The following is a 24,705-nucleotide window of genomic DNA, read 5'->3' as shown; positions in this document are numbered from 1 at the left end:
ATGATTCTTACTCTGTTGCTGATCATCCCCTTCTTGGGGGCGCTTCTGTTGTCTCTTTGGCCTCAGGGATCAACTCCGGCTCAACTTAGACGCCTCACCCTGGTCATTCTTTCGGTTCAGTGCATTGCCAGTTTTGCGGTGCTCTTTTGGTTTGATCCCAGCAACTCGGGCTTGCAGCTTCAGGAACACTTTCCCTGGCTTCCCAGTGTTGGACTGGATTACTCCTTGGCGGTTGATGGAATCTCACTTCCGTTGGTTTTGATGAATGCAGTTCTATGTCTCGTGTCAGCAGTGGCATCGAGAAAGATCGATAATCGTCCAAGGATTTATTTTGCGCTTTTGTTAATTATTAGCGGCGCTGTAAATGGAGCTTTTCTTGCTCAGAATCTTTTGCTCTTTTTCCTGTTTTATGAGCTTGAACTCATTCCTCTTTGGCTGCTGATTGCCATTTGGGGCGGTGCTAACAGAGCTTATGCCTCCACCAAATTCCTGATTGTTACCGCAGTATCTGGAGTCCTGATCCTTGGAGCCTTTCTTGGGATCGCTCTTGTGACAGGGGGCGTTGATTTTGGCATCCGCCCCATTCTTTCAGGAGAGATGGGGCTCACCTCCCAGCTGTTGTTGATGGGGGCGCTGTTGATCGGCTTTGGGATCAAGATTCCTCTCTTTCCGTTTCATACCTGGCTTCCAGATGCTCACACCGAAGCCTCAACTCCAGTGTCGGTTCTCTTAGCAGGGGTTCTTCTCAAGCTTGGTACCTACGGATTACTGCGATTTTGCCTAGGTCTCTTCCCTGAGGCATGGGAGGTTGCGGCCCCCTGGCTGGCTCTTTGGGCAGCGATTTCTGTGCTGTATGGCTCCCTAGCTGCCATTGCTCAATCCGATATGAAGCGGATGGTGGCTTATAGCTCTGTTGGTCATATGGGATATGTCTTGCTCGCTGCTGCCGCTGCAACGCCATTGGGCTTGATCGGTGCCCTCTTTCAAATGGTGAGCCATGGTTTGATTTCAGCGATACTTTTCCTCGCTGTCGGTGTTGTCTATGAACGAACTGGAACAAGAGATCTGAATGTTCTTCGCGGACTTCTTAACCCTCAGCGCGGCTTACCTCTCACGGGATCATTGATGATCGTGGGTGTGATGGCAAGTGCAGGAATCCCTGGTATGGCAGGTTTTATCTCTGAATTTCTTGTCTTCAGGGGAAGCCTTCAGCCATTTCCAATTGCCACTTTGCTTTGCATGGTGGGATCAGGTTTGACAGCTGTGTATTTCTTGTTGCTTGTGAACCGAGCTTTCTTTGGACGTTTGGCCATTGCTGCAGGCAAAGTGTCTAATCCAATCGTTCTTTCTATAGTTCCGCTCCATGAGCAGCTTCCGGCGATCGCGCTGTCCTTCATTGTGCTGCTCCTGGGTCTTGCACCGGATCTTTTGGTTGGGATGAGTCAGGCAGCCACAACCGGTCTAAGCGAATTAGCGCTCTTACCCATCACAGGAGGACTTTCATGACTGCTACAAAGATCAATGATGTCCCAATGATTCCAACCCTCCCTGATCGTGAAGAGCTGATTCGTCGTTTACTCTCTGATGAGCCTTTACTAGCTGATACACCTGATCATCTTTTGCAGATTGTCAATGTTCTCGATAGCTACGGGATCGTTCTTGATGCTTACAGCCGCAACCTGGTGAATCAGGGTGAAACCCAGCTGCTGAATCCATTTCCAGTGATGCGATTCTTTCACGAAGGTTTCAGTATTGAACGCTTATGGCAGCATCTTCGTGGCGATCGCATCAACTTTGAGTATGCCGAATACTGCCAAAAGGCAATGTTTTGGCACGGCACTGGCGGCATGGATGCTTATTTCGATTCAGAGCCTTTTCTTGAGACTTGTCAGAAGATCATTGAGTTGCGTAGTCGCCGTGATCCCTTGTTGGCATTGGTGCATCGGCTGTATCCAGGTTTTGCTCCTGAAGCAATCCGATCGATGGCCACTATTTATGCCCTTGGTCTGTTTTGGCGGGTGATGAGTGACCTGTTCCTCGATCTTTCTCGCCGATATCGCAACGGTGAAATTGGTTCTGTTATTGATGCTGTTCATCACATCAGAGATGGCTTAGTTGCAGCTGCTGGTAATCCGATGACTTATAAAGTTACGGTTGGGAACGAAGACGTATGGGTTCTACCTCCAGAGGCCGGACTGACATTTCTGGTTGATGTGGCTGTTCCATACGTGGAGGCTGTCTTTTTTAGAGGAATGCCCTTCCTGGGAACCGTTTCGTATAACGCTCAGGCCCGACAAATTTCAGCTGACATCAGCGATTTCAAGTATGGAGCCTTGTACGCAGATCCAATTCCCAGTATGGGAGCTGGGATTCCTCCAAGTTTGTGCATGCAAGATATGTACCGAAATCTTCCAGAGGAACTCAGTGACTGGTACAAGTCGCATGGCAGAGGAATGCATGATGTTCATGTTCAGATCTGCATTAGTTTTCAAAAATCGATGTTTTGTGTCACCAATGGTGCAATCTCCGGCACGATGCCACATCCCCTTGATACAACTGATGTTGATCAGCAAAAAGCCAATCGAGCTTATGCAGAATCATGGTCTGAGCGCTTGATGGGATGTCAGCGAGGAGCACTTCTCTAATTATTATTGTATTCATAAATACCCGGTTTTGAACAATTTTGAAGCTTGTGTGACTGATTGATTCGTCTCACATTCTTTGCTGCTTATATGTTCATTGCTGATTGACAGATAATTGCTCAGTAGTTAAGACCCTCCCAATGAAAGATCACGATGATCCTGAGTTTTACCCTGGTGCGAGGAGTTGGCCCAGATGCTTGATGATTGGATTTTTCATCCTGGGAGTCACTTGGTTTGACTCTGATCAGCCTTGTTTTGGATCATGATGGTACTTGGACCTGCAGGGCTAGTTTCTCTTTCGATTTAATAACGAAACATTTAATATCCCTCCCTATTGAACGTGGAGTTGTACTTAAATGCTCTCCTATTTGCTGATAAGACCATCCTTGTTTTCTTAAGGCGATTGCAAGCCTTAAGCGCTTGGATCTCCATCCATTGGCTGAACCTAGGAAGTGGGAAAATCTTTCTTCTTTCATGTTGATTAAATTCGCCTTTTAATGCTATCAAGTGCGCCTATAAGTTATTGATAAGATGATCTTCTGAGTTCTATCAGATTAGCCATCTTGGGCATATCTTTGGTCGCAGATTTTCGTCTAAGTGTCTAGCCGGTTGTTGCCATTGTTAAGCTAAAAGTGCTAAATGATACGTTTCCGATCACTCGATGTTTCGAATTGATAGACGAATGTAATAAAGTAGTAGCTGGACTTTTCTCGCGATGACATTTTTTAATGTTCAGCTGATGACACCTCAAGGAGAGGTCTCATTTCACTGTCCTGATGATGAGTATATTTTGGATGCAGCAGAGCAAGCGGGTATAGATATGTCCTACTCTTGCCGCGCTGGTGCATGTAGTTCATGCGTAGGTCGACTTCTTCAGGGGACTTTGGATCAAAGTGATCAAAGCTTTCTAGATGAGGCACAGATTAAAGATAAATATGCACTCTTATGTGTAGCTTATGCCACCTCTGACTTGATCGTCAAGACCGATTGTGAAGAAGAACTTTGGTGATTGCTTCTTCGGGTTTTCAGCTTCTCATTCGTTAAGTGCTTGGCTTCATTAGCTTCTTATTGCTCTTCCAACTTCTCATTTTGCTTCATGAAAATCTCGTCTACTGTGGCAATCTACTTGGATGCAGTTACCTCAATGGTAATCCCCCTCTCTGCATTGAATGCACTTTCTTTTTTGAAGAGTACTGCCGATAGTGCTGAGTATCGATTAATTTCTACGTTAGAATTAAAAGTACAGCAAGGAATTATTAAGGTCATACCTGGGATGAATGGTGATCATTCGTCTGGTTCGTTCGTAACATATTGATCTCAATGCTGTGCTTCTTCGTTCCTGCGATCGCTAATGGTGAACCAACATAATAAAAGCATAATCTAAGCATGTCATCGATTCTTTGGATTGATTTGCAGCCTTCTGTTTTTTGCTTTAATAAGAAGCTTGCTTGCATTTTAAGTCAGTCAAGGCATGTACGCCGTTGGTCTTTTCAGCATGATCTTGATGAGATATGCTCATTGTCCACGATTTTTGACTTTCTTAGAGAAACTGTTGATCAATTGGACTCTCCTCCTCATGTTGTAGCACATGGCCTTAGTGGTACTGTCGCATCTTTGTTTGCGCGACAATTCCCAACATTGTTTCGTTCACTTACTTTGATTTCTGTTGACCCTATCTCTACCAATCAATGGACGAGTCATTATTTGGAAATGAGGCGGAAATTACCCTGTGCAAGATCATCTATCTTGTCTCATATTGTTCCACTTTTGTTCGATAAAAAATCCAATTATACTAATTTAGTTCTTTCTGGATTCTTTGAAAAATGTCTTGATTCTGATTTTATTCCTGGGTCTATTGCTTCACATTCGCTTCTACCCAATCTTTCTTCGATTGACATTCCCTTGTCGATCATCAATGGTTCTCATGATTTTGTTATTGATCAGAACTCCGCTCTCCGTTGGAAGCCTCATTTAAACAATGGCGACCGCTTCTATTCTTTACCAGGAGGTCATCACTTTTCTCATTTTTCACAGCCAAAATTGTATGGAGAATTGATTAACTCTTTTCTCGAGATGATTCCTGATTCATTTTCAACTGCATTTCCAGATCAATTCAACCCTTCACTCTCGAGAAAAATTTCATCATGACAGATTATATTGATACCGATGTGTTGATTATAGGAGGTGGCCCTGCCGGGTGCTCCTGTGCTCTTTATACGTCTAGATCATCCTTAAAGACCTATATTTTAGATAAAAATAAATCGGTAGGGGCTTTGGCTATTACTCATAAAATAGCTAATTATCCTGGAGTCTCTAATGAGATATCTGGGTCTGATCTGCTTGATATGATGCGAGAACAGGCTATTTCTTATGGAACAAATTATCTGCGCGCTCAAGTATTCAGCTTAGATTTGTCTGGCGATCAAAAACTTGTTTATACACCGGAAGGTGTTTTTCGTTCACGCACGATCGTTTTAGCGACAGGCGCGATGGGCAGGACTTCGACTCTTCCAGGAGAGAAGGAATTTTTAGGTCGTGGTGTTAGTTACTGCGCTACCTGTGATGCTGCTTTTTATCGCAATGAGGATGTCTTGGTTTATGGCTCTAATCAAGAGGCTGTTGATGAGGCACTTGTTCTCACTAAATTTGCAAAAACAGTTCATTGGGTTACAAGTGGAAAGCCAAGTCGATCTACGAATCGCGTTGAGTTACTTAAAGATCTTCCCAATGTAAAACAATGGGAACGAACTAAATTGTTGTCTATTCATGGATCTGATTCCGGATTAAATTCTGCAAAGGTTCAATCAACGAAAGATAAAAAAACTTTCTCCTTGGATGTGACTGGAGCATTTTTATACTCTACAGGGACGCTCCCTATAACCGACTTCCTTCATGGAATGATTCCACTTCGAGCCGATGGAGGAGTTGATGTGGATGAGAATATGATGACGTCTATTCCTGGAGTTTGGGCGATAGGAGATATTCGTAACACTCCTTTCAAGCAGGCTGTTGTTGCCTGCTCAGATGGTTGTATTGCTGCAATGTCAATTGACAAATTTCTCAACTCTAGAACTGAGTTCCGTGTTGATTGGGTGCATAAATAATCACTAAAAAGCGCCCATTATGGGCGCTTTCTTGTTTCACTTTTAAGCTTCAGAACTTATTTGTTTGACCCAGTCGCTGAGGCGTTGATCTGTTAGGTCTGACTCATTGTCTTCGTCAATAGCTAAGCCACAGAACTTGCCATCAATTACACTTTTTGACTCTGCGAATGTGTACCCGTCTGTTGGTACTTTCCCGATTAGGTTTGCGCCTGCTTGTATGAATGCAGTGTATAATTCTTCCATTGCATCACAGAAATAGTCAGAGTAGGATGATGAATCACCAAGTCCTACAATTGCTACCGATTTTCCGCTGAAATCCATACTTGGTATCTCTTCAGCATAGGTATCCCAAGCTGTTCCAGAGCGACCCTCATCTGCGCCTGTATTCCATGTAGGAACACAGCATATGAGTGCCTCTGCTTCAGCTAGCTCTGCTGCAGATCCGATATTGTCTACATCTTTAGTTTCTGTACCTGGTAATAGATCTTTGAGTTTGTCGGCAACATCTTCAGTTTTTCCTGTGGATGTTGCGAAAAAGATTGTGTAGGCCATGACTTGATCGTAGACCAATCTATTTTGAATGTTTCCAACTCCAGGCTTTGTGCATCTGAGTGCTTATTGCTGTATATTCTTGCGATTTGATTGTCTCATTAATCTCTCTGCTTTTGATCATTCGATACTTTTGTTGGATTGATTTGTATTGACTTGTTGTATTCTCCGAGCGTTTGCTCAAGCCCGATTTGCCCAACTTTTTTGAGCCAGCGCTCTCTGTTGATTCTGCTTGACTCAATGGTCTCAATAAATGATTCGAGCAGCCTGATGTTTGTTTCTTTCATAGTGTTCCTTTTTGGGTTCCTTTTATTGGACGCTGTTTTGCCAGGTGCTTCTATTTTGCAGTTCGTTTTCTGCTGACTTAATCGTGTTGAAGGTAGTAATTGCCTTAGCGCTTAATTCTGATTTTGCTCTTTCAAGGTTGCCGGCTACTACATTGATTTTTTGCTTGGCATCATTCTTTCTATAACTGCGTTCAAGTGATCGTCGAAATTCCTCTAGGTTATCCATTCGGTTTTTCAACCTTGAGATTTGACGTTTTCAAGTCTGTTTGCTCGTGTCTTGTTTTGCGTATCATAATTATCGTTGCTATGTATCTATTTTAAGTTTTCATGATATTTGTTCATTCTTTTGTCTTGCTTGACGAGGGATCGTGATCTTTTTGCGTCAAGTTTTCTTTGCTTGGCGATTGTTACCGCTTTCGATTATGTGTCTATTTCTCTCTTTGCGGAGATATTCACACTCTATTCCCTTCGAGTTGTAGGTTGAGTTTTAAACTTATTTCTTCTGCCTGTGGCACGTTCTCTACTAGGTTTGTGTCTGATGAAAGGATGGTTTTATGGATCAGTGGCATGAGCGCAAAAGGCCAGTTTGCCTTGAACGCCGATTTGAGTTTGAAAGCTACAGCGCTACGCGTGATTTTCTTGATCGGCTTGGTGATTTCAGCGAAGCGAAGCAAAGATTTCCTGATATTAGTTTTGGCCGAACCTATGTGAATATCACCCTGCGTCCTGAGGCTGAAGGCAATGACAGTCAGCTGAGTGATGATGATCGTTGCTTTGCTTCAGGGATTGATGCCCTCTTCTATTGATCTGGCCGCTGCCTATGCCGATTCAGGTGTTGCCGAGGTTCTTGAGCAGTTGGATCAGGAGTTGGTTGGCTTGCAACCCGTGAAGACTCGCATTCGTGAAATTGCGGCTTTACTTCTGGTGGATCAAGCTCGTCAGCAGTTGGATTTGCAAAGCACAGCCCCTGGTCTGCATATGTCATTTACTGGTAGGCCCGGTACGGGAAAAACCACAGTTGCTAAGCGTATTTCTCAAATACTTCATCGTCTTGGCTATTTGCGAAAGGGGCATGTTGTGACCGTGACTCGCGACGATCTTGTGGGGCAATATGTTGGACATACAGCACCAAAAACTCGTGAGATGATTAAGCGTGCCTTGGGTGGTGTTTTGTTTGTTGATGAGGCTTATTATCTCTATAAGTCCGATAATGAGCGTGATTATGGAGCGGAAGCGATTGAAATTTTATTGCAAGATATGGAGCGGCAGCGATCAGATTTTGTTGTGATTTTTGCTGGGTATAAGGATCGAATGGCTAGTTTTTATCAATCCAATCCAGGTCTGTCCTCGCGCGTTGCTCACCATATTGATTTTCCTGATTACAGCGAAGAGGAGCTCATGGCGATTGCCCTCCTTCTTCTGAATCAGCAGGATTACCACTTCAGCGAATCAGCGCATGATGCCTTCTGTCGTTACATCAAGAGGAGGCGTCAGTTGCCATTCTTTGCGAATGCTCGTTCGATTCGAAATGCTCTTGATCGTCTGAGACTCCGTCAAGCGAATCGTTTGTTTTCTCGCCTCGATCAATCCCTTGATCGCGATGATCTGACCACCATCGAAGCAGAAGATGTCTTGGCGAGTCGTGTCTTTCAGGGTGAGATCGAGGGGCGTGATCCTTCTCAGCCTTTGACAACGATTTTTGACGCTCCTTGATCTGTCATGAGTGCTTGGGCTGATCGAGATCTCTTCGAATTAATGCAAGCAAATAAGATGGCGCTTTGTAGCGCCCTGGAAGGCAGCGATTCAGCGTTTCTAGGTGTCCCCAGCACACTGTTCGTTCAATGTCCTTGATGCTTCGTCCTTCTTTGAGAAGTCTGCGTAAGGCCTTGCAGTACAGGGGGTAGCCCGCTTCGAGTTCGCCAATGGTCAGCTTGGCTTGGGCCATAGGTTCTCTCAGCATTGTCTCAACCTAAGAAACCGCGGCCCCCCCCCCCTCTGGAGGAGGGCCCAATCCATCCTTAGTTCAGCCATGCAATGCAATCAATTTCTACTTTTGAGCCCTTCGGCAACGCTGCAACCTGAACGCAAGCTCTGGCAGGACTGACTCCATCACCAAACATCTCTGCATAAATTGCGTTCACAGCTTGAAAGTCACCGAGATCTACGAGGAACACGGTTGTACGCACGACTTTTGTGGGATCGGTACCCGCCTCAAGGAGAACAGCTTTTAAGTTGCGGAGCACTTGGCGGGTCTCGGCCTCCACATTTCCCTCCCCCACCATCGTTCCAGTTGCAGGATCAAGAGGAATTTGACCGGAGCAATACAGCCAACCGCCCGCGATCACAGCCTGGTTGTATGGCCCCACCGGTGCTGGTGCCTCTTGGGTCATGACAGCCTTGAGTGGGATGGATGACATGGTCACGGCTCAGAATGAAACTTCATTTTTGCGTTCCGTGCTGATGGAGTCGTGGCCGGTTGAGCTTGATCGTCTCTGGCACCGCTATGGCGGCGAGGAGGAAGCGTGGACGTTGAAAGACATCAATCTTCAACTGAAGACGGGGGAGCTTGTGGGTTTGCTGGGGCCATCAGGTTGCGGCAAAACAACGCTTTTGCGCTTGATTGCTGGTTTTGAATATCCCAGCCAGGGTGTGGTTCGACTGCATGGGAATGACGTCGCGTCGTCCCATGTGCGCCTTGCTCCAGAGCGTCGCGGCGTGGGCATGGTCTTCCAGGACTATGCGCTCTTTCCCCATCTCAACGCTTGGGACAACACTTGCTTTGGACTTCGTCGCGGTCAGGACACCAGCCGCGCGTCATGGTTGCTTGAGCTTTTGGGCCTAACCGATCTGAAAGGTCGCTACCCCCATGAATTGTCCGGGGGACAACGTCAACGTTTGGCTCTGGCAAGAGCTCTTGCTCCCGCACCCTCTGTTTTGTTGCTGGATGAACCCTTTTCCAATCTTGATGTTGAAGTGCGTTTGCGTTTGCGCAGTGAGCTCCCTGGAGTGCTGAGTGCATGCGGTGCCAGTGGTTTGCTCGTGACCCACGACCCGGAGGAGGCCCTTGCCATTTGCGGGCGAGTTGCCATTCTGCGCGACGGTCATCTTCATCAATGCGATACACCCCGACAGCTTGTGGAGGCTCCGGCAACACCCTTCGTGGGGCGGTTTGTGCTTCAACGCAATGTTCTCCCGGTCTGGAGGGGCGAATCGATGTCGTTGTTGCACTGTTTGCTTGGTGATCTGGAGATCCCTGAACAGCAGCGCTCCATGGCTCTCCCAGAAGACGCCACCGTTTTAATTGATCCGGCGTTAATTGATTTGGATCCCGATCCTGCAGGAGATGCCTGTGTGATGGGGCGGGAATTTTTGGGTCGTTCTTGGCTTTATCGCATTCAGATCGGAGATCAGCAGTTGCGTCTGATCAGGCCCCTTGCTGAAGACCATCAAAGGGGATTGCGCTGCAGGCTCTCTTTGCAGCAAAACAGTGAGGTTCTGCTCCACCCTCAGTGTTTATCGCTTCAAGTCTTGAGCTGATGGGATCAGCCTCTCCAGCTGTCTTTGTGTTGACGCAGTCGCCCCAGTTCTTCGGAGCTGGTTGCCCGCAAAAATAAATTGGAGCGCCACTCTTCGGCAATGCTGCTGGGAAGGGTCAGGGAGCCTGACCGACGTTTCGCTTCAACCTCCCTGAGTCGTTTCGCGATGGGGGCATCGTCAGGCTCCTGTTGCGCGGCCCAGCGCAGATTCCCCTCGGTGTATTCGTGAGCGCAGCAGACCAGGGTTTCTGGAGGCAGTGATCCCAGCCTTTGCAAGGCGCGATGCATATCGGCAGGTGTTCCCTCAAAGAGTCGACCACAGCCGCCGCTAAACAGGGTGTCGCCGCAAAACAACACACTCGTTAGAGAGGTTGAGATCTCTCCTTGTGGCAACCAGTAAGCGATGTGAGCTCGTGTATGGGCGCGAACATCCATAACCCTGACCGGCCTGCCTAGGAGCTCGATTTCGTCACCATCGCGGACGGACAGAGTTTGAAATGGGATGCGTTCTTGGTCGTCCGCGGCTGCGATGACTTCAGCGGATGACCAGCGTTGAAGAAGTCCAGGTGTGCCGCCGATATGGTCGGAATGGTGATGGGTCTGAAGCACTGCAACGAGCTGCAATCCACGTCTATCGAGCCAGTCGACAATGGGGGCGGCGACGGCAGGATCGATGACGATGGCCTGACTCCCACGTACCCATACCCAGACGATGTTGTCGTTGAGGACAGCAACCGGGTGAATCCCATCAATCGTGGAGGCCATCGCCATCGTTAAAGTTCTGTTCAAAGATTGATTCCATGATCACTGTTGCCCTAGCCAAGGGAGCGCTTCTGAAAGAATCAGTGGCCCGTTTTGCAGCGGCAGGGCTCGACTTTTCGGCAGTTCTCGATCCGGATAACAGGCAACTGATGGTTCCATCAGCGTGTGGACGAGCTCGAGCTTTGCTTGTGAGAAACGGAGATGTTCCCGTTTACGTGGCATACGGCCAGGCACAGCTTGGAGTGGTGGGTTACGACGTTTTGCGGGAGCATCAGATGCCTGTCGCGCAGTTGGTGGACCTGGGCTTTGGTGGTTGCCGAATGTCAGTCGCTGTGAAGGCCAGCAGCGGATATCAACGGGCGACGGATCTTCCTCCCCATTGCCGAGTGGCAAGCAAATTCACCCGCTGTGCTCGCGACCACTTCGATGCCATCGACTTGCCTGTCGAGCTCGTCCACCTCACAGGTTCGGTGGAGCTTGGTCCGATCACTGGAATTGCCGAGGCGATTGTTGATTTGGTGGCTACGGGCAGGACCCTTCGCGACAACGGTTTAGTCGCGATCGAAGATCTCTTCCATACAACAGCTCGTCTGGTGGGTCATCCCCTCTCACTGCGCCTTGATCAAGGTGATTTGCGCCAGATCGTTGAAGCGATGCGGTCCACAACACCAGTGCCCAAGGTGGCCAGCTGATGGCTGGTTCGGATTTTCAGCGGGTCAAACGGTTAGGACGCTATTTGGGGCGAGATCGACGACGGCTCACGCTCACGTTGGTACTGCTCATTCCGGTGGCACTTGCCGGCGCAATTCAGCCACTGTTGGTCGGTCAGGCGATTGCCGTTTTACGGCGTGTCGGTGGGGCCGCTAATGAATCGGTGATTCCTCTCTTTCAGGGCCTCGACAGCACGGTTGCGATCCGACTGATCATTCTGATGTTGCTGGGCTCCGTTTTGGTCCGCTTGGCTCTTCAGGGGGTCCAGTCGTTCAATATTCAAGCCGTCGGCCAGCGGCTCACCGCTCGAATCCGCAAGGACTTGTTCGCGCATGCGATGAGTTTGTCTCTGCGGTTTCATGACGGCATGCCTGTGGGCAAGCTCCTAACTCGCCTCACGAGCGATGTGGATGCCTTGGCTGAAGTTTTTGGGAGCGGTGCCGTCGGTGTGCTCGGTGACCTTGTCAGCCTGTTGGTCATTGCGGTTTCGATGCTGCTGATCGAGTGGCGTTTGGGTTTGTTGTTGTTGGTGACCCAAGTGCCTGTCACCCTCGTGATTGTTTGGCTGCAAAGGCGCTATCGCAAGGCCAATTATCGAGTGAGAGAGGAGCTTTCACAACTCAATGCTGATTTTCAGGAAAACCTCCAGGGCCTTGAGGTTGTGCAAATGTTTCGCCGTGAAGCCGTGAATGGAGATCGGTTTCAGAGAACCGGTTTGGCGTATCGAAGTGCCGTGAATGGCACGATCTTTTTTGACAGCAGCATCTCTGCCTTTTTGGAGTGGGTGTCTTTAGGCGCTGTTGCCCTAGTGCTTGCTCTTGGCGGATGGATGGTGACAGCAGGAGCGATGGGACTTGGCACGCTCACGACCTTCATCCTTTATTCACAGCGCCTGTTTGATCCTCTGCGCCAAATGGCTGAGAGGTTTACGCAGATTCAGGGTGGACTGACTGCCGTTGAACGGATCGGAGAGCTTCTGGAGGAACCTCTCGAGATTGTTGACCATGGCGCCACCCCTGGTTCCGGGGTTGGTTCCACGCTTCTCTCGAACGCTTCATCCTCACCACCGCGTGGTGAGGTGATCTTTGAAGAGGTGGACTTTGCCTACCGAAAAGACGAGCCGATTCTGCGAGATCTCAGTTTTCGGATCGCTCCTGGTGAGCATGTTGCGCTTGTTGGACCCACCGGATCAGGCAAGACCACGGTGATTCGGCTCCTCTGCAGGTTGTACGAGCCCCAGCGGGGACGAATCCTTCTTGATGGCCAGGACATACGCACTTTGCCTTTGCAAGAGCTGCGTCGACAGTTGGGTGTGGTGCTTCAAGACACCTTTCTCTTTAGTGGAACGGTGGCTGACAACTTGCGTTTGGATCGGCCGCTCGATGACCAGAAATTGCAGGATGTTTGCCGTGATCTGGGCCTGGATACCCTTTTAGGTCGATTGCCCGAAGGTTTGGAAACCGAATTGAGAGAGCGAGGTGGCAATCTCAGTTCTGGGGAAAGGCAGCTGCTTGCTGTGGCCAGGGTGGCGATTCGAAACCCAACCGTCCTGGTGATGGATGAAGCCACTGCGTTTATGGACCCCTCCACGGAAGCCACTCTTCAACGGGACTTAGATCGTCTTCTCAACCGCCGCACCGCAGTGGTGATTGCCCACCGGCTTGCCACTGTTGAGGCGGCTGATCGGATTTTGGTGCTTCGCCGAGGAAGCCTGATCGAGCAGGGCACCCATCTTCAGTTGCGGGCCAGTGGCGGTTTGTACGCCGAACTTGCTGATCTTCAGGAGCGTGGACTTGCCAGGCTTTGATCGATAAGCCAATGATGAATCGTTTTTGCAAGGAGGTCCGGATGGCTCTGCATCGCCAGATGTCCGCACTTCTTGAGTTCTTTTAGGCAGTGTTTGTCGCTGTATTTGGCCAGGTGTTGCACATATCCGGGTTCCATGACGCGATCGTGTTCACCGCTAATCCATAGGTTGTCGGTCTTCAATCCCGCAACCAGGTTTGGAATCTGTTTGACAGCTCCTCGGGTTGTGCTGTTGACCAGAAGCCCCAGTGCAGCGCGTTGTTCCGCTTGAAATGGCCCCAACTTGTCGATGGGCCCTGGAAGATGTGCGGGACGAAGTCTCAAAATTAATTGCCCTCCAAACCTGAGACGTCGAAACGGTCTGGGTTGGTAGATCCCACCTCCAGCCGCCAACATCACAAGGCCCGAGAGTGGCTGATCCCACTTTCGACGAAGATAGGTTTCCGCATGCAGGGCAATGCTTCCTCCAAGCGAGTGGCCCATTAAGACCACTTGGCGACCCTTGGCTCGAGCGTGAATCTGTCCCGCTAGCCACTGTCCGTAGGACACCAAAGTTGGTCGAAGCTGGGGAGGTCGAGACTCCACTCCAAATCCTGGTAAATCAGGACACCACAAAGGAATGGAGGTGTCTAAACGAGTCCAGCTGTCTTCAAATGGTGCCCAGACCTTTCGGCTGAGCATCCAACCGTGCACGGCGATCAGCAGAAGATCAGAGGTCATCGGTGCGTCAGGATTAATCAATCGTCGCAGAACAGGGTGACTAGCACTTCCTCTCTCACCCAAGAGATTTTGGTTCATTCCTATGGGAAAGAGGCTCGGATCTGTGAAACGTCTAATACCCAGCTCAGCCTGGTTTTTAGCCAATCTCGGCCGATGGATTTGGTAGAGCTGGAACAGCTTCTAGAGGCGGTGGGGTGGAGTCGCAGACCTGTTCGCCGCGTTCGTAAGGCTCTCGACAACAGCTTGCTTAGGGTGGGGCTATGGCGCCATGACCCACGTATTCCACGCTTGGTGGGCTTTGCACGCTGCACTGGAGATGGCGTTCTTGAGGCCACGATTTGGGATGTAGCTGTTCACCCCCTGTATCAGGGCGCTGGGCTTGGGCGTCAGTTGATGGATTACATCCTTGAGGCTTTAAGAGAGATGGGAACGGAGCGCGCCACGCTCTTTGCCGATCCAGGGGTGCTGCCTTTTTATGACCGACTTGGCTGGGACTTAGAGCCCAATGGTCATCGTTGTGGTTTTTGGTACTCCAATTGATTGGTCGAAAGGGCCTTCCCGTAGTACTCCGCTGCCAAGCGAGCTGGTGATTCCCCACGTCGCCAGCGATGCCGCAACATGGCGTTCTCAAGGCTGCGACGCAACACGCCCACCCGTTCCCAGCGGCGGCCATCGGTAGTGACCGCCAGGCCAAGAGCACGCAAGCGTGTGAGTGGGCTGAGTCGCTGCACGAGGTCGAGATCCTCCATTACTGGCAAGGGTGCATAGCCCTCACTGCGCTCATAGAGGGACCTGTGGATCAGGAGTCCCTGATCTCCGTAGGGTTGTTGGCACCAGCGGCTTCGAAGAGAGATCGCCGCTTCCAGCAGGCGTCGGGCCGGAGTGCTGGGTTGAATGCGCAAGTCAAAAAACCATGCGAATCGTTGCGCATCTGGATGTTGAATCCGATGCAGCACGCTGCTTCCCCAGTGGCTTGGTAGACGGCTGTCTGCATGGAGAAAGAGAAGCCATTCGCCTTTGTTTTGCTGGATGGAGTGCCGGGCACCTGCCGCAAGTTGCCTGCCTCGACCAGGTGGATACTCCGTGATGCAGCAACCACCCGCAAGAGCGCTGATGCGAGGGCTGTGATCGTTGCTGCCACCATCGACAACCGTGATCTCGATCGGGAGAGGCCAGCGTTGCAGGTCAGCGAGGAGAAGCGGGAGACGCTCCGCCTCATTGAGGCAGGGAATAACCACGCTGAGAGTGGGAGTCTCAGCGCTCATCGCTGCCATGAACTCAGATCAGCAAGACAATCAATGTCGTTTTTCATCCTGAGCTGATGGGGTGTGAGGCCTAGTTCCCGAGCGCGAGCGCAAGTGATCTCCAAGACCTTGTCGCTTCCCCATGGCACGGCAGTGAAAAGTGCATCGAGCTGGAGCTGCGTTGACGCACTGCCCAGCCCCAGCAACCAATAGCCACCATCTGCGGAGGGGCCAAGCACCAAGGGCTGGTTTTGCAGTCTCTGGATGGCATGGAGCAGATCGTTTTGGCACAGATCTGCAAGATCGGTTCCGATCACAATCACCGGCTTGTTGGGCTGTCCGATGCGCGCATGCTGAATCTGGCGGAGCATGCGCGCCCCCAGTGATCCCCGACCCTGATCCACGAGGGTGCAAGGCGGTAAGCAGGGCAGCCAGCGTTGGGCTGATCGGATACTGACACCGCTCATCGCCACCTGGACGTCCACCTCACCCTGCTCGGTGAGCGCTTCAGCAATGGCAAAGGTATGGGCGGTGAGGCGTTGCTGAACGATGGCTGCCCTTTCGCTTCCGATGTCGACGGCCAGGCGACGTTTGCAGCGACCGCTAGCTGGCCAGCGAGCCATCACAACGAGTGTTGGGATGGGTGATTGACTCATCCTCGGCGTGGCAGCTCCTCGGGTACGACCTCCAATGTTTGCTGTTCTCCATCTCGTTCCACAATCAGCGGCATGGCCTGACCGACCTGGCCTCGGTCAACGGCCAGCTGAACTTCGGAGGGGTCGTTGACAGCGGAGCCATTCACGTCTCGGATCAAATCACAAGGTTTAATGCCAGCCTTGGCTGCGGGGCTGTCCTCCACGACTTCAATCACGAGCACGCCATTGAGCTCTGGCACGGTGCAAAGGTTGCTCGTGGCGTTGATTTCCTTGGCCAACTGGGGGGTCAGGCTTTGGAGTCGTACACCGATAAAGGGGTGAGAGGCCTGCCCCGTGCTGATGATCTGTTGGGCAATGCGTTCGGCCAAGTTGATCGGGATGGCAAAACTCAGTCCCGCGCCAGGCGCTTGGCGAATCGCTGTGTTGATGCCGATCACTTGGCCGGCGGCATTAATGAGGGGCCCTCCGCTGTTTCCTGGATTCACAGCAGCATCGGTTTGGATGTACGGAACACGCTGACCTTCCCCTACGGCATTGGTCCGATCCACAGCGCTGATGATGCCCGCTGTGACCGTGTTGTTGAGACCGAGAGGATTGCCGATCGCAATGGCCCATTCACCGGGTTTGAGGTTGTTGGAGTTCCCAAGGGGTGCAATCGGTAACTTTTCAGCCACCACGCGCACCACAGCAACATCGGTCAAAGGGTCGCCGCCCAGAACCCGTCCATTGAAGCTGCGACCGTCCGGCAATGTGACAGCCACTTTGTCAGCGCCTTCCACCACGTGCGCATTCGTGAAGATCAGGCCGTCAGAGCGTGTGATGAATCCTGAACCTTGACCAGCTTGTTTTTGGGTGGTTGGTCCGCCTCCAAACAGGTTGCCCAATGGATTGGAGACTCGTTTCACGGTGTCGATGCGTACAACCGACGGACCAACCCTTTCAACGGCTTGGACGATGACGTTACGGCCAGGTTGCAGCGGCGCCGACCGCGGCCCATCACTCACTTCGGGCAGAGTTGCGGGTGCCTTCGCTTCAGGCTCTAGGCCAAGACGTTGACGCAAGGACGATCCACACCCTCCCATGGCCAAGCTGACTAATCCGATCCCGATCCAGGGCATGGATCGTGCCAGGAGGGTGCGGGAGACGGCAGCTGCCATGAACAGAAACGAGTTGAAACTGGTCTCATTAAAGACGGGCCGCTCGGCATAAGGCGCGTAGATTCGGCATTCGCAGAAGGTGGGATGTGACGCTGACGGGCAGTGAGCTGTGGAACAAGGTGCAGCTTGCTCTTCAGAGCAACCTCAGTAAGCCCACCTTCGAAACGTGGATTCGTCCTGCACGCTGCAGCTCTTTTCAAGGACGGACGCTCACCCTGCAGGCTCCCAATAGCTTTGCCAGCAATTGGCTGCGCAAGAATTACGCCAGCACCATTGCTGAAGTCGCGCAGGAGATCACTGGTCATCCGATCGAGGTGATCGTGCTCGCTCAAGACGATGAAGATGCTGGGTCTGAGGTGGCTCCACTGTCGAGCCTGTCGCCTTCTAGCCAGCCGTTGCCCTCAACGGCCGCTGCAGTGGCTCCGCCGTCGAGCACGACGCCTCGGAGGCTTCCCGGCTTGAACATGCGCTACGTGTTCAATCGTTTTGTGGTGGGACCTAATAGCCGAATGGCGCATGCGGCTGCTTTGGCAGTAGCCGAGGCCCCGGGTCGTGAATTCAATCCGCTGTTCATCTGTGGAGGTGTGGGCCTAGGGAAGACCCATCTCATGCAGGCCATCGGGCACTACCGCCTAGAGATTGATCCGGAAGCGCGCGTGTTTTATGTGTCGACTGAAACGTTTACCAATGATCTGATCACTGCGATTCGTAAGGACGGTATGCAGGCATTCCGAGACCGTTATCGGGCTGCGGATCTCATCTTGGTGGATGACATTCAATTCATTGAAGGGAAGGAATACACCCAAGAAGAGTTCTTTCATACCTTCAATGCTTTGCACGAAGCAGGGCGACAGATTGTGATTGCAAGCGACAGGCCACCCAGCCAGATTCCGCGGCTGCAGGAGCGTTTGATCTCTCGATTTTCGATGGGATTAATCGCTGATATCCAGGCTCCTGATCTGGAAACTCGAATGGCGATTCTTCAGAAAAAAGCAGAGCAAGAGCGCGTTGCTCTCCCTCGGGACCTGATCCAATACATCTCGGGCCGCTTCACCTCCAACATTCGCGAGCTTGAGGGAGCGCTCACCCGTGCCGTTGCGTTCTCTTCGATCACAGGAATCCCCATGACCGTGGAATCGGTGGCGCCGATGCTCGACCCCAGCGGCCAGGGGGTTGATGTCACACCGCAGCAAGTGATTGACAAGGTGTCAGAGGTGTTCGATGTCACCGCGGATGACATGCGAAGCAGCAGCCGGCGTCGGGCGGTGAGCCAGGCTCGTCAGGTGGGGATGTTCCTGATGCGGCAGGGAACAGATTTGAGCTTGCCCAGAATTGGCGACACCTTCGGAGGAAAGGATCACACCACCGTGATTTATGCCATTGAACAAGTGGAAAAGAAGTTGGCGACCGACCCTCAACTCGCTAGTCAGGTTCAACGGGTGAAGGATCTGTTGCAGATTGACTCTCGACGTCGTCGTTAAGGATCACCGCCCTTCCAGCCAGCCAGGTGGGATGCCGCTGATGAGCGAGCAAGCCTGCGTGCTGCAGGCAGGGCTGGATCCAAATGTTTGGAGCTGAATGGAGGCATGGGTCGAGTGCGCAACCAGAGGCCCCAACGGAACTCGTGATAAGGAATCAAGGGCTGTGGCTTGATCACCCCCTCCTGCTTCAGTTTCCAAACCAGGCTGCGGTAAGGGTCATCCTGGAGGCCAAGCAAGGTGTCGGGCAGGTCTTTCGCTGGCCACGGGCCATTGCCTCTACCGTCGTGAAGATAGAGCCAGCCTTTGTCGTGCAGGGCCTGGAGAGCCTCCTCCCTGCTGTCACTGGTTAGGTCGTCGATCACGTAGCCGTAAGTCATGATCGTTGGAACCATTTCGAGCAAGGCTCGGAGGCGGTGATGACGATCCACCATCCAAAGCTTTCCACTCTGATTGCGTACCAAAGGCACTGGCTTGCGATTGAGATACCTGCGACGTTCTTCAGAACTTTCCTCACGGAAATCGCGTTGCCGATTCCATACCTCAGCCATCCCCACACACATCTGTGTGGGGTGAAGGTCAGCAACGGCCACCTCAAAAAGTTTGAACCCTTTGGTGTGATCCGGTATGGGGGCGTATTCAGGAAGATGCAGAGGGCAGATCTCAACGCTGCATGCACTCCACTATGCCGAGGTTGAGTTGTGAATGGACTCGTGAAGCATCCCTGAGCTGACTTGGCACTGATTGTTTTGGCACTCGTGGACTGAAGGCAGCGGGCAAAATATGAAAAAAACAGTTGGCTCCATGGAACAAAGTTTTGATCTTGTTGTTCTCGGTGCTGGGTCAGGAGGTCTAGCCGCTGCCAAACGTGCTGCTCGTTATGGAGCCAAGGTGGCGATTGTGGAGGGAGATCGCGTCGGCGGGACCTGTGTCATTCGCGGCTGCGTGCCGAAAAAACTTCTGGTGTATGGCTCTCTTGTCTCCGAACAACTGCAGGGGGCGTCCAGTTATGGAGTGAGTGTTGAGGGGGCAACGTTTGATACGTCCGTGCTTTTGCGCAATGTGCGTCAGGAGGTGGATCGCCTCAATGCTCTTCACATCGAGTTTTTGGCGAAAGCAGGAGTGGAGCTGATCACAGGCTGGGGGCGATTTCTAGATCCTCATCGCATTGGTGTCTCAAGGATGCGGGAGGGCGAGATCGATCAGGTGCTGCAAGCCAAGCGGGTGATGATTTCGGTTGGTGGGCGCCCCGTGCGGCCGGATGTTCCAGGGGTTGAGCTGGCTTGGGTGAGCGATGACATGTTTTTGCAGGAGCGTTTCCCGGACCAGGTGGTGGTGGTGGGAGCCGGATTTATTGCTTGTGAATTTGCTGGCATCCTGCGAGGCCTTGGTGTTGGGGTGACCCAATTGGTACGTGGTGAAAAGCTTTTGCGAGGTTTCGACAGCGAACTAGCAGGCGTTGTGCAGGAGGGCATGCAGGAGAAGGGCATCGACCTGCGCTTTGGACAAGGACTTGCTGCGATTGAGGGCGGACCGAACGATTTGACTGTCGTCACCAAAACCGGGGATCGACTTCCCTGTGGCGGGGTCCTCTTGGCGACTGGTCGTCAACCATTCCTTTCAGGGCTGGGCCTCGATGCTGCTGGTGTGGTGGTTGAGGAGAGGCGTATTCCTGTGGACGCAGATCTAGCCACCAATCATGCGCACATTTTTGCTGTGGGAGATGTGACGGATCGCATTTGCTTGACCCCCGTCGCGGTAGATGAGGGGCGTGCCTTTGCGGACAGTGTGTTTGGAAGCACTCCAAGGCAGGTCAAGTACGACTTAGTGGCGAGTGCTGTGTTCAGCCAGCCTGAGCTGGCCACTGTGGGGTTATCGGAAGAGGAAGCAATCGCCAAGCTCGGTGCGGATCAGGTGGTGGTTCATCGCGCGCGTTTTTGCTCCATGGCTCAGGCTTTGCCTAAACACGGCCCACGTTGTTTGTTGAAGCTCGTTTTGGAGGCAAGCAGCGAGAAGGTGCTCGGATGTCACATGGTTGGTGAACATGCCGCTGAAATTATCCAAATGGCTGCTATTGCCGTGGGGATGGGGGCGACCAAGGCCGATTTCGATCGCACCATGGCCTTGCATCCGACGGTTTCAGAGGAGTTTGTAACGATGGCCTGATCTCTTCAGCCCTTGGTTTGGGTTAGCTCATGCGCTGGTTGAGCGTGTCAGCGAGCCGCAGGGCTAAGGCGATGGTGGTCAGACCAGGCCCAACACTTGGACAGCTTGGGAAAACGCTCGTGTCGGCAATGTAGAGATTGTCGAGTTCATGGCACTTACCGGTGGCATCGACCACCGAGGCCGCTGGATCGGTTCCCATACAACAGGTTCCGCATGCATAGCCCACAACGCTGAGGGGCGCTTCACCCCGAGGGTGGGTCGGTGCTGTACTCACGACCCGTGTGAGTGGGTCGGCTTCGATCGCTTTGAGGGTGTCAATCCAGCGGTAGACCAATCGATCATGGGCTTCGCGGTTGTTGTGGATGTAGTTGATGCGGATCTGGTCGTTGTTCAGCCAGACCTTGTTGTGGGTGTCGGGTAAGACTTCAGACATGGCCCACCAAGCCACCGAGCGGGAGGCCAGTCGCTCCAGCCCAAAATCAGGAATCATTTTGCTGACAAGGGATAGCACCGGCGGTGACTCCGCAAACAGGGCGTCCTGCAAGACGCCTCCCGCGGCCTGAATGTGGCCGAGCGGAAAAGAGACGTTTTTGTCTCCCCAGTAGTAGTCATTGATTCCGAGTGAACGGGCATAACGTCCGTCGTTGCGTTCGGTCGCGAGCTGCAGGATGGAGGTGAGTTGCAGATTCATCAGGTTGCGACCGACTTGATCGGAGCCGTTGTTGAGTCCGCGGGGGTGATGGCTTGAATGCGATCGCAGCAGGATGGCCGGTGAGTTGATGGCTCCGGCGGCTAGCACGATGAGATCGGCTTTGAATAGCCATGTTTCTCCTGCTACGTCAGCTTCCACACCTTTGATGGAGCTGCCGAGCGGGTTCACGTGCAAACGCTTGACCGTTGCTTGCGTTCGGATTTCTAATTTGGAGTGGTCCGCATTGTCGAGGCCATACAGCTGGGAATCCCCACTTGGATCCTCCCGGTTATTGGACCAGCTCAGCGGTAGGTCATAGGGCTGACATCCCTGGCGTTTGAGCGCTTCTCGCAGGGGCTCAAGGAAGGGAACCAGTGGTTTTGGTTCATGCTCAAAAGGGGAAGAGCGGCTTGGTTCTGTTGGGTCGATTCCTGAGCGACCGTGGACGCGGTACAGCTTTTCGGCGGCTGAGTAATAAGGCGATAGCTGGTCGTAGCTGATGGGCCAGGACGGCGAAATTCCCTCTTGCAAGGGGACTTCCGCAAAATCCTTCTCGCGCATGCGCTCCAGCACGGCGCCCCAGATTTTGGTGTTGCCGCCGAGGGCATAGGTGGTCTGTGGTGCGAACGGATCACCGTCGGGCCCAAACCAGCGCTCATTCCTGGGGTGATAACGATCTTTTCGGAACAGATCCACATCTGCCACATTTTGATCTTCGAGAGCCATGCCTTCTCCTCGCTCGAGCATGAGCACGGAGTGACCCTGCCGGCTCAGAGCGCCGGCAACAGTGCCACCACCGGCACCACTGCCGATGATGATGACGTCGTAATGGCGGTCGTCGATGATCATGATTGAAAAAATGAAGGCCGATCTGAAAAGCTCAGATTGATTAGGTTGTGCGTTGCCAGACGTAAATCAAGAGGTAAAGAATGATCCAGATAACATCAACAAAGTGCCAAAAAAGACTGACTGAGGTGACGCCCATCTCGCCTTTCTCGTAATTGTTTGGTCTGAAAGATCGAAGTAGCATTAATCCCATCAACAGAATGCCTGTGATGACATGAAGGCCATGGAATCCTGTGAGCAGAAAAAATGTACCTCCAAAGACTCCACTGCTAAGGCTGAATTGAAGTTCTGACCATTCCACATATTGCCCGTAAACGAAATAAGTTCCCATCGCCATCGTGAGGAGCCATAGAGCCCGAAAGCCCCAAAGGTTTTTCTGATGTAAATAGCGTTCAGCAAAATAGGCCACAAAGCTTGAGCTAACTAGCACGATTGTGTTGATCAAAGGCATGCGTGTTTCGAGCCCTTCAACACCTTCAGGGAGCCATTCTGGTGCGGTGATTTTTAGAAGTGCAAAGCCAGTAAAAAAGGCTAGAAAAATGATGCTTTCTGAACACAGGAAAATGATGAAACCTGTGAGGTTGTGCCCATCGTGCTTGATGTGGCCGGGTTGATGATTGAGGGGTAAGTCGGGATTCGTTGTGGTCATCGTTTCAGGCCTCCATGGAGCGACGGATGTAGAAGTCCTCGTCTTCAACTAAAGGTTTGCCTAAGCCGTAGCCATAGGGACCATTAATGACAGTAGGAATATCGTCTTCGAAGTTTTCGGCAGGAGGTGGGGATGGCAAGAGCCACTCCAGGCCAATCGCTCTCCAGGGGTTGGGTGGAGCTTTGGGTCCGCGAGCCCAGGAACTCACCATGTTCAGGATGAAGGGAATTGAGGCAACGCCAAGCATGAAAGCTCCGATGCTCGCAATCACGTTCCAAATGGCGAATTCTGGGTCGTAGGAGGCAACGCGTCGGGGCATCCCTAGCAATCCAGCCCAGTGGAGTGGTAGCCAGTTGAGCGTGGCACCAATGAAGGTGAGTACGAAATGGACTTTCCCAAGGCCTTCGTAATACATCCTCCCCGTGAATTTTGGGAACCAGTGGTAAATGCCAGCGAAAACCCCAAAAACAATGGTGTTGAAGATTACATAGTGGAAGTGGGCTACCACGAAGTAGGTGTTACCGACATGGATATCGATTGGCACTGTGGCCAGCATCACACCAGTAATGCCGGCAAAAATGAAGTTGATCAAACCTCCGATGCAGAAAAGCATTGGTGTGCTCAACCTCAAATTGCCTGCCCAGAGTGTTCCTATCCAGGCAAATACCTTCACTCCAGTTGGGATGGCAATGAGCATCGTGGTGAACATGAAGATGTGACGCATCCAGTTCGGTGTGCCGGTGTAAAACATGTGGTGAGCCCACACGATCAGGCTGAGAAAAGTAATTCCGAAGGAGGCGATTGCTACAAAGCGATAGCCAAAGAGAGGTTTGCGCGAATAAACAGGAAAGAGCTCAGAGAAAATGCCAAAGACAGGCAGCACCAGCACATAAACGGCAGGGTGGGAATAGAACCAGAAAAAGTGCTGAAATAACACAGGATCGCCGCCACCCTCTGGCCTGAAAAAGCTTGTGCCGAAGCTGAGGTCAAACAGCAGCATCACCGCACCACCAGTAAGAGCAGGCAGTCCTATCAACTGGATGGTTTGGGCGGCCCATGCGGTCCAAACAAAAATCGGCATTCTGAAGAAACCCATTCCAGGGGCCCGCATCCGGATGATTGTTGTTACGAAGTTGATGGCACCCATGATCGAAGAGATGCCAGAGAGTGCTACTGCAAGAATCCAGAGAAACTCGCCATTAATGAAATGGCCGAGTGGATTTTGCAGACTCATGGGTGGATAGGACCACCATCCCGATGAGGCTGGCCCACCGGGGGCGAAAAAGCTTCCCATCAAGACGATGGAGAACACCGGCACCAGCCAGAAAGCAGCTGCATTCAGCTTTGGAAATGCCATGTCAGGTGCCCCGATCATCGTTGGAATCAACAGGTTGTTGAAGCCGTTGAGAATTGGGAACAAAAACAGGAACAGCATCACTGTTCCATGCATGGTGTAGAGCCCGTTGTAGACCGTGGGATCCACAAGATCGGCGGGAGGAGTGATTAATTCACCCCGTACGATCATGGCCAAAAGTCCTCCTACCAAGAGGAAGAACAGCGCCGTAGCGATGTATTGAATGCCAATTACTTTGGCGTCGGTGTTGAAACTGAAAAAGCGCTTCCAGTTGTCAGGTGCTCCGGGAACTGGATGAGGTGCCTTGAGAATGCGGAGGTCGTAGGTGTTGCTTGTCATGGCATGTC

The 24,705-nt window shown here is 51.8% G+C and carries 26 protein-coding genes; 13 read left to right on the top strand and 13 right to left on the bottom strand.

Annotated elements, in window-relative coordinates; genetic code table 11:
• The 5 genes from SIC18_RS12065 to SIC18_RS12045 all read left to right on the top strand — a co-directional run bounded on the left by SIC18_RS12065 (position 1) and on the right by SIC18_RS12045 (position 5,746).
• The gene (locus tag SIC18_RS12065; RefSeq protein ID WP_413429767.1) at positions 1 to 1,506 is read left to right on the top strand and encodes an NADH-quinone oxidoreductase subunit M; all 1,506 of its coding nucleotides are present in this window, start codon (positions 1 to 3) and stop codon (positions 1,504 to 1,506) included.
• On the top strand, positions 1,503 to 2,645 hold the full coding sequence (locus SIC18_RS12060; protein ID WP_048346883.1) for a CO2 hydration protein: 1,143 nt from the start codon (positions 1,503 to 1,505) through the stop codon (positions 2,643 to 2,645). Before SIC18_RS12065 ends, SIC18_RS12060 begins: the two co-directional genes overlap by 4 nt.
• Before the next feature lie 712 nt (positions 2,646 to 3,357).
• Complete coding sequence (locus tag SIC18_RS12055) at positions 3,358 to 3,651, top strand: 2Fe-2S iron-sulfur cluster-binding protein (RefSeq protein ID WP_048346882.1); 294 nt, start codon at positions 3,358 to 3,360, stop codon at positions 3,649 to 3,651.
• A 377-nt stretch (positions 3,652 to 4,028) separates the two neighbouring features.
• The gene (locus SIC18_RS12050; protein ID WP_413429766.1) at positions 4,029 to 4,790 is read left to right on the top strand and encodes an alpha/beta fold hydrolase; all 762 of its coding nucleotides are present in this window, start codon (positions 4,029 to 4,031) and stop codon (positions 4,788 to 4,790) included.
• Positions 4,787 to 5,746: an NAD(P)/FAD-dependent oxidoreductase gene (locus SIC18_RS12045; RefSeq protein WP_048346880.1), complete on the top strand. Its 960-nt coding sequence runs from the start codon at positions 4,787 to 4,789 to the stop codon at positions 5,744 to 5,746. The genes SIC18_RS12050 and SIC18_RS12045 overlap by 4 nt, the downstream gene beginning before the upstream one ends.
• 42 nt (positions 5,747 to 5,788) lie before the next feature.
• Here SIC18_RS12045 and fldA read toward each other — a convergent pair whose 3' ends face one another.
• Positions 5,789 to 6,298, bottom strand: a complete 510-nt coding sequence (gene fldA, locus SIC18_RS12040; protein ID WP_048346879.1) for a flavodoxin FldA — start codon at positions 6,296 to 6,298, stop codon at positions 5,789 to 5,791.
• A gap of 306 nt (positions 6,299 to 6,604) precedes the next feature.
• Complete coding sequence (locus SIC18_RS12035; protein WP_413429765.1) at positions 6,605 to 6,808, bottom strand: hypothetical protein; 204 nt, start codon at positions 6,806 to 6,808, stop codon at positions 6,605 to 6,607.
• A gap of 328 nt (positions 6,809 to 7,136) precedes the next feature.
• Here SIC18_RS12035 and SIC18_RS12030 point away from each other — a divergent pair, with 328 nt between their 5' ends.
• Together SIC18_RS12030 and cbbX are read left to right on the top strand one after the other, a co-directional pair.
• The gene (locus SIC18_RS12030) at positions 7,137 to 7,388 is read left to right on the top strand and encodes a 4a-hydroxytetrahydrobiopterin dehydratase (RefSeq protein ID WP_048346877.1); all 252 of its coding nucleotides are present in this window, start codon (positions 7,137 to 7,139) and stop codon (positions 7,386 to 7,388) included.
• Complete coding sequence (cbbX, locus tag SIC18_RS12025) at positions 7,372 to 8,295, top strand: CbbX protein (RefSeq protein WP_413429764.1); 924 nt, start codon at positions 7,372 to 7,374, stop codon at positions 8,293 to 8,295. Before SIC18_RS12030 ends, cbbX begins: the two co-directional genes overlap by 17 nt.
• Before the next feature lie 4 nt (positions 8,296 to 8,299).
• On the opposite strand, the gene SIC18_RS12020 is transcribed toward cbbX, so the two are convergent.
• Positions 8,300 to 8,527, bottom strand: coding sequence for a DUF3136 domain-containing protein (locus SIC18_RS12020; RefSeq protein ID WP_011619860.1), 228 nt, complete (start codon positions 8,525 to 8,527; stop codon positions 8,300 to 8,302).
• A gap of 73 nt (positions 8,528 to 8,600) precedes the next feature.
• Entirely contained in the window at positions 8,601 to 8,999 is a 399-nt protein-coding gene (locus SIC18_RS12015; RefSeq protein ID WP_048346875.1) for a RidA family protein, read from the bottom strand.
• Here SIC18_RS12015 and SIC18_RS12010 point away from each other — a divergent pair.
• A complete protein-coding gene (locus SIC18_RS12010; RefSeq protein ID WP_413430552.1) occupies positions 8,998 to 10,119 on the top strand; it encodes an ABC transporter ATP-binding protein in 1,122 nt (373 codons plus the stop codon). The two genes, SIC18_RS12015 and SIC18_RS12010, sit on opposite strands and share 2 nt — an antisense overlap.
• A gap of 5 nt (positions 10,120 to 10,124) precedes the next feature.
• On the opposite strand, the gene gloB is transcribed toward SIC18_RS12010, so the two are convergent.
• Positions 10,125 to 10,889 carry a hydroxyacylglutathione hydrolase gene (gene gloB / locus SIC18_RS12005; protein WP_413429763.1) on the bottom strand — a complete coding sequence of 255 codons (765 nt, stop codon included), beginning with the start codon at positions 10,887 to 10,889 and terminating at the stop codon, positions 10,125 to 10,127.
• A gap of 29 nt (positions 10,890 to 10,918) precedes the next feature.
• Between gloB and hisG the strand changes: the two genes are divergently transcribed.
• A complete protein-coding gene (gene hisG / locus SIC18_RS12000) occupies positions 10,919 to 11,572 on the top strand; it encodes an ATP phosphoribosyltransferase (protein ID WP_048346873.1) in 654 nt (217 codons plus the stop codon).
• Positions 11,572 to 13,398: an ABC transporter ATP-binding protein gene (locus SIC18_RS11995; protein ID WP_413429762.1), complete on the top strand. Its 1,827-nt coding sequence runs from the start codon at positions 11,572 to 11,574 to the stop codon at positions 13,396 to 13,398. Before hisG ends, SIC18_RS11995 begins: the two co-directional genes overlap by 1 nt.
• On the opposite strand, the gene SIC18_RS11990 is transcribed toward SIC18_RS11995, so the two are convergent.
• Positions 13,371 to 14,117, bottom strand: a complete 747-nt coding sequence (locus tag SIC18_RS11990) for an alpha/beta fold hydrolase (RefSeq protein WP_250395718.1) — start codon at positions 14,115 to 14,117, stop codon at positions 13,371 to 13,373. The two genes, SIC18_RS11995 and SIC18_RS11990, sit on opposite strands and share 28 nt — an antisense overlap.
• 36 nt (positions 14,118 to 14,153) lie before the next feature.
• On the opposite strand from SIC18_RS11990, the gene SIC18_RS11985 reads away from it, so the two are divergent.
• Entirely contained in the window at positions 14,154 to 14,657 is a 504-nt protein-coding gene (locus tag SIC18_RS11985; RefSeq protein WP_048346870.1) for a GNAT family N-acetyltransferase, read from the top strand.
• Here the strand turns inward: SIC18_RS11985 and SIC18_RS11980 are convergent.
• The 3 genes from SIC18_RS11980 to SIC18_RS11970 are packed head-to-tail and all read right to left on the bottom strand — an operon-like array spanning position 14,627 to position 17,174.
• Positions 14,627 to 15,382: a TIGR04283 family arsenosugar biosynthesis glycosyltransferase gene (locus tag SIC18_RS11980; protein WP_048348245.1), complete on the bottom strand. Its 756-nt coding sequence runs from the start codon at positions 15,380 to 15,382 to the stop codon at positions 14,627 to 14,629. The genes SIC18_RS11985 and SIC18_RS11980 overlap by 31 nt on opposite strands.
• The gene (locus SIC18_RS11975) at positions 15,379 to 16,017 is read right to left on the bottom strand and encodes a TIGR04282 family arsenosugar biosynthesis glycosyltransferase (protein ID WP_048346869.1); all 639 of its coding nucleotides are present in this window, start codon (positions 16,015 to 16,017) and stop codon (positions 15,379 to 15,381) included. The genes SIC18_RS11980 and SIC18_RS11975 overlap by 4 nt, the downstream gene beginning before the upstream one ends.
• Entirely contained in the window at positions 16,014 to 17,174 is a 1,161-nt protein-coding gene (locus SIC18_RS11970) for a trypsin-like peptidase domain-containing protein (protein ID WP_048346868.1), read from the bottom strand. Before SIC18_RS11970 ends, SIC18_RS11975 begins: the two co-directional genes overlap by 4 nt.
• Before the next feature lie 86 nt (positions 17,175 to 17,260).
• Here SIC18_RS11970 and dnaA point away from each other — a divergent pair, with 86 nt between their 5' ends.
• Positions 17,261 to 18,655, top strand: coding sequence for a chromosomal replication initiator protein DnaA (gene dnaA / locus SIC18_RS11965; RefSeq protein WP_413429761.1), 1,395 nt, complete (start codon positions 17,261 to 17,263; stop codon positions 18,653 to 18,655).
• Here the strand turns inward: dnaA and SIC18_RS11960 are convergent.
• Positions 18,652 to 19,245, bottom strand: a complete 594-nt coding sequence (locus SIC18_RS11960) for a ParB-like protein (RefSeq protein WP_413429759.1) — start codon at positions 19,243 to 19,245, stop codon at positions 18,652 to 18,654. The two genes, dnaA and SIC18_RS11960, sit on opposite strands and share 4 nt — an antisense overlap.
• A 211-nt stretch (positions 19,246 to 19,456) precedes the next feature.
• Between SIC18_RS11960 and gorA the strand changes: the two genes are divergently transcribed.
• Complete coding sequence (gorA, locus tag SIC18_RS11955) at positions 19,457 to 20,818, top strand: glutathione-disulfide reductase (RefSeq protein WP_413429757.1); 1,362 nt, start codon at positions 19,457 to 19,459, stop codon at positions 20,816 to 20,818.
• 22 nt (positions 20,819 to 20,840) lie between these two features.
• On the opposite strand, the gene SIC18_RS11950 is transcribed toward gorA, so the two are convergent.
• The 3 genes from SIC18_RS11950 to SIC18_RS11940 are packed head-to-tail and all read right to left on the bottom strand — an operon-like array spanning position 20,841 to position 24,697.
• Complete coding sequence (locus tag SIC18_RS11950; protein WP_048346865.1) at positions 20,841 to 22,358, bottom strand: GMC oxidoreductase; 1,518 nt, start codon at positions 22,356 to 22,358, stop codon at positions 20,841 to 20,843.
• A 40-nt stretch (positions 22,359 to 22,398) separates the two neighbouring features.
• Positions 22,399 to 23,004, bottom strand: a complete 606-nt coding sequence (locus tag SIC18_RS11945; RefSeq protein ID WP_250395037.1) for a heme-copper oxidase subunit III — start codon at positions 23,002 to 23,004, stop codon at positions 22,399 to 22,401.
• A 4-nt stretch (positions 23,005 to 23,008) separates the two neighbouring features.
• Positions 23,009 to 24,697 (bottom strand): cbb3-type cytochrome c oxidase subunit I, encoded by a 1,689-nt coding sequence (locus SIC18_RS11940; protein ID WP_048346863.1) that lies wholly within the window; start codon positions 24,695 to 24,697, stop codon positions 23,009 to 23,011.
• Positions 24,698 to 24,705 lie beyond the last annotated feature (8 nt).

This window comes from Synechococcus sp. Cu2B8-bc1011, from assembly GCF_047302735.1.
Taxonomy (GTDB): domain Bacteria; phylum Cyanobacteriota; class Cyanobacteriia; order PCC-6307; family Cyanobiaceae; genus Synechococcus_C.
Note: the sequence above shows the minus strand (reverse complement) of the source record. Positions and strands in the feature narration are given on the sequence as shown.